This is a genomic window from Mesorhizobium sp. M7A.F.Ca.US.006.04.2.1, from assembly GCF_004022915.1.
Taxonomy (GTDB): domain Bacteria; phylum Pseudomonadota; class Alphaproteobacteria; order Rhizobiales; family Rhizobiaceae; genus Mesorhizobium; species Mesorhizobium ciceri.
In genome coordinates, this window is record NZ_RZQA01000608.1 from 1 (window position 1) to 3968 (window position 3968).

At 64.1% G+C, this 3968-nt stretch carries 5 protein-coding genes; 2 read left to right on the forward strand and 3 right to left on the reverse strand.

Going from position 1 to position 3968, the window contains the following annotated elements; translation table 11 throughout:
• The 3 genes from EN925_RS26305 to EN925_RS26315 all read right to left on the reverse strand — a co-directional run.
• Positions 1–870, reverse strand: an 870-nt coding sequence (locus tag EN925_RS26305; protein ID WP_206632939.1) for an aminopeptidase P family N-terminal domain-containing protein, incomplete at its 3' end; no start/stop codon positions are given.
• A gap of 137 nt (positions 871–1007) precedes the next feature.
• Positions 1008–1880 carry a 50S ribosomal protein L11 methyltransferase gene (locus EN925_RS26310; protein ID WP_013530972.1) on the reverse strand — a complete coding sequence of 291 codons (873 nt, stop codon included), beginning with the start codon at positions 1878–1880 and terminating at the stop codon, positions 1008–1010.
• A 10-nt stretch (positions 1881–1890) separates the two neighbouring features.
• Positions 1891–2469 carry an SCO family protein gene (locus tag EN925_RS26315; RefSeq protein WP_013530973.1) on the reverse strand — a complete coding sequence of 193 codons (579 nt, stop codon included), beginning with the start codon at positions 2467–2469 and terminating at the stop codon, positions 1891–1893.
• A gap of 188 nt (positions 2470–2657) precedes the next feature.
• Between EN925_RS26315 and EN925_RS26320 the strand changes: the two genes are divergently transcribed.
• Positions 2658–3176, forward strand: a complete 519-nt coding sequence (locus tag EN925_RS26320; RefSeq protein ID WP_024501452.1) for a CreA family protein — start codon at positions 2658–2660, stop codon at positions 3174–3176.
• Between the two features lie 138 nt (positions 3177–3314).
• Positions 3315–3956 carry a DapH/DapD/GlmU-related protein gene (locus tag EN925_RS26325; RefSeq protein WP_063168299.1) on the forward strand — a complete coding sequence of 214 codons (642 nt, stop codon included), beginning with the start codon at positions 3315–3317 and terminating at the stop codon, positions 3954–3956.
• Positions 3957–3968: the final 12 nt, after the last annotated feature.

Below are 3968 nucleotides of genomic sequence, written 5' to 3' on the forward strand. Positions count from 1 at the left end.
GCGCAGCCGGTCAGCCGCCAGCACCGGGTCGAGCGCGATTTTCGCGCCACTCTTGGCAAGCGCTGTGATCGCGGCTTCGAATTCGCCGGGCTCATGCGGCTCGGCGAGCTGGGTGAGGTAGGCGGCGACCTGGCGCGAGAATTTGCGCTTATCCATGAAAAGCTGGTGCGACCCATCGGCGGCGAGGATGGCGAAGCCGAGCGCCAGCGGCGTGTGCGGCACGTCGCCGCCACGGATGTTGAAGGCCCAGGCGATGGAGGAGGGGTCGGTCAGCACCGCATGGGTGGCGCCGTCCTTGGCGATCGCCGCCGCCAGCCGCGCCAGCTTGTCCTTGGCGAGCTCGCCGGCAAAGCCGATCGGGTGGAGCTCGACCGGGGCCACCGGCGCGTCGGGCTGATCCTTCCAGATGATGTCGATCGGGTTTTTGTCGAGCGGCACCAGTACGGCGCCGTTCTTGTCGACTGAGGCCTGCAGCGCCTTGACCTCGCTGATCGTGTGCAGCCATGGATCGAAGCCGAGTCGTGCGCCCTTGCCGAGATTGTCTTTCAGCCAGACTGCCGGGGGATTGTCGACCAGGCTTTCGATCGAAAAGACGTCGAGATCGACCTCGCTGCGCACCTGCAGCGTGTAGCGCCCGTCGACAAAGACGAAGGCGCGATCGCGCAGGACGATGGCGACGCCGGCCGAGCCGCTGAAGCCGGTCAGCCATTTCAGCCGCGCCGAACGATCGGCGACATATTCGCCCTGATGCTCGTCGGCACGCGGGACGATGAAGCCGTCCAGCCCGTTGGCTTCAAGCCATTGGCGCAGCAGCGCCACGCGCGGTTCGCCGACGGCCGGGTCGCCCGCGGAATCGAAGGTCTGGAACATGGCGGGTCTCCTGCAGTCCGCGCAACCGTAACGTACGGTCGCGGAAATCGGAATCGATTTCCGGCTGCGTGCAACCTGCTACAGCATCGCCGGACTGACAACTGGGGGAATTTGGTCCAGGCTCGGTCGGTGCCGGTCTAGTGCTTCAGGTGGATCGTCACCCAGCCCTCGCGGTGCAAGGTTCTGACATGGCGGAAATTCTGGCCGACATAGGCCGAGATGACCGCGTCCCGCTGGCGCTCGAGGATGCCCGACAGCACGATCGAGCCGCCAAGTGCGATATGATGGGCCATTTGCGGCGCCAGCCGCATCAGCGGCCGCGCCAATATGTTGGCGACGATCAGATCGAAGGGCGCGCGCTTGCCGAAGATCGGATGGTGAAAGCCGGGCGCGGTTGCTGTTTCCACCAGTGCCTTGACGTGGTTGAGCCGCGCATTGGCGGCAGCCACCCGCACCGCCACCGGATCGATGTCGGTGGCCAGCACCGGAATGTGCGCCAGCTTGGCGACGGCGATCGCCAGTACCGCGCTGCCGGTGCCGAGGTCGAGCGCATTGCGCGGGTGTTCGCGCCGGACCACTCTTTCCAGCATTTCCAGGCAGCCGGCGGTGGTGCCGTGATGGCCGGTGCCGAAGGCGAGGCCGGCTTCGATTTCGATGGCGAGTTCGCCGCTGTGGCGTTTCCTGCGGTCATGTGCGCCGTGGACGAAGAAACGTCCGGCACGCACCGGCTTCAGCTCTTCCAGCGAATGCGCCACCCAGTCGATGTCGGGCAGGGGCTCGCGCTCGATCGGCTTCGACAGGGAAAGGCCGGCAAGGATGTCCTTCAAGCGGGTCTCGACCGCATCGACGTCGCCATCGGCATAGAGCGATACTTCGTGGATGTCCTTGTCCTCGTCGACCTCCAGCACGGCGATCGGCAGCCCCTCTTCCTCGAAGGCCGCCTCAAGCGCCGCGAAAATGCTGACGGACTCGATCTTTCCGGTGGTGAAGTAAAGGCGCGTCTGGGTCATGAAATGGTAATCAGCCTTTCGCCGCCAGCCGCTTCAGCTTGGCGATGGCCGTATCGGCGCTTTCGCCGTAGGCGATTGTGCCGGCAAAATCGCCCTTGGCGTTGAGCAGCAGCACCGAGGCGGTATGATCCATCGTGTAGTCGCCGTCGCCCGTGTCGACCTTCTTCCAATAGATGCCGAACGACTTGGCCATGGCATGGACCTTGTCCGGAGCGCCCGTGATGCCGACGATACGGTCGGAGAAATTGCTGACATAGGCGTTCATCACCTCAGGCGTGTCGCGCTCCGGATCGACCGATACGAAATAGGCGTGCAGGTTCTTGCCGTCGTCGCCGAGCGTCTTCAGCCAGCCGGCCAGTTCGAACAGCGTGGTCGGGCAGACCTCGGGGCAATGGGTGAAGCCGAAGAAGACGACGCTGGGCTGGCCCCGGAAGGCGGCTTCGGTGATCGGCGCGCCTTTCTGGTCGACCAGAGTAAAGGCGGCCCCGAATGGCTCGCCGCCATAGTGGCCGCGATACCAGTCGAAAGTCAGCCAGCCGATGCCGGCCGCCATCAGGACGAGAATACCGACCAGGATAGAACGCATCATCAGAAAAGTCCGTCTGCAGAAATCGTCGCGCCGGCTCAATGCCGCGCCTGTGCGACAGTCTTAGCGGTTCGGCCCCGCACAGGCAAAGTGCCGCGTTGCCGCAACCGCTGCGGTGTCGACCTATCTGCTTGCAAAGCCGGGCCGCTCGCCCCACCTGTGACCGGCAACTCGAACCGCAGGAGGGTCCCTTGCAACGACTGATTGGGCACGGACTGATTGGGCGAAGACTGATCGGCGGTGCCTTGGCCGCGTGCGTTGTCCTAGGTGCCGGGGCCGCCGTGGCCGATGAAGTCGGCAAGGTCGGCGTCGACTGGCTCGGCAACGACATCATCGTCGAGGCGATCAAGGACCCCAAGGTGGAGGGCGTGACATGTCACGTCTCCTATTTCGATCGCGGCATCATCGATCGCCTGCACAAGGGCAACTGGTTCGAGGATCCGTCCGATTCCTCGATCTCCTGCCGCCAGACCGGCCCGATCACCATCGGCGACATCGACATGAGCGAGGGCGGCGAGGAAGTGTTCAAGCAAGGCATCAGCCTGATCTGGAAGAAGCAGGTGGTGAACCGTATCTACGACAAGGCCAACGAGACGCTGATCTATCTCTCGCATTCGCGCCAGGTGCAGAACGGCTCGGCGAAAATGTCGGTCACCACCGTGCCGCTCTACGGCCAGAACGTGGTGTGGAGCAAAGGCAAGCCGCAATAGGCTATTCAGTTCCTTCCCGGGCGCACGATTGGCCCCGCTTGCGGGACCAATCGCCTGGGCGAATCCTTGCCGGGAAACGATCTGACGGACGATTGGCCCCGCTTGCGGGACCAATCGCCTAGGGGTAAAGCCGCCGGCATGGACCGTTCCGAAGATCTCGTCCCGAAAGACCCCGAGCCACGCATCCATCCGACCGCGGAGTTGAAGGCGTGCAAGCTTGGGCGTTATGCCTCGATCGGCGAGCGGGTGGTGCTTCGCGAGGTCACCGTCGGCGACTTCTCCTATTTCGAACGCCATTCGGAAGCGATCTACACGACGATCGGCAAATTCTGCTCGATCGCCGCCAACAGCCGCATCAATGCGCTGGAGCATCCCATAGAGCGGCTGACCCAGCACAAGCTCAGCTACCGGCCGAACGAGTATTTTCGCTGGCTGGGCGTCGATGCCGCCTTCCGCGAACGGCGGCAGGCGAAAGCCGTGACCATCGGCCATGATGTCTGGATCGGCCACGGCGCGGTGATCATGCCCGGGGTCACCATCGGCAATGGCGCGGTGGTTGGCGCCAACGCAGTGGTGACGCGTGATGTGCCGCCCTACGCGATCGTCGCCGGCGTGCCGGCGAAGGCTCTCCGGCCACGCTTCGCTCCGGATATCGCGGCGCGGATCGAAGCTCTCGCCTGGTGGAACTGGCCGGTCGAAAAGCTCGCCAGAGCGGTTCCCGACATGCAGGCAATGCCGATCGAAGCATTCCTCGATCGTTGGGAAAACGACGCCGTCTGACCAGCTCAAGAC

What these genes read in the sequence shown, in the direction of transcription:
- EN925_RS26310 (WP_013530972.1), bottom strand. Translation starts at nt 1,880, where the DNA reads ATGACCCAGACGCGCCTTTACTTCACCACCGGAAAGATCGAGTCCGTC.
- EN925_RS26315 (WP_013530973.1), bottom strand. Translation starts at nt 2,469, where the DNA reads ATGATGCGTTCTATCCTGGTCGGTATTCTCGTCCTGATGGCGGCCGGC.
- EN925_RS26325 (WP_063168299.1), top strand. Translation starts at nt 3,315, where the DNA reads ATGGACCGTTCCGAAGATCTCGTCCCGAAAGACCCCGAGCCACGCATC.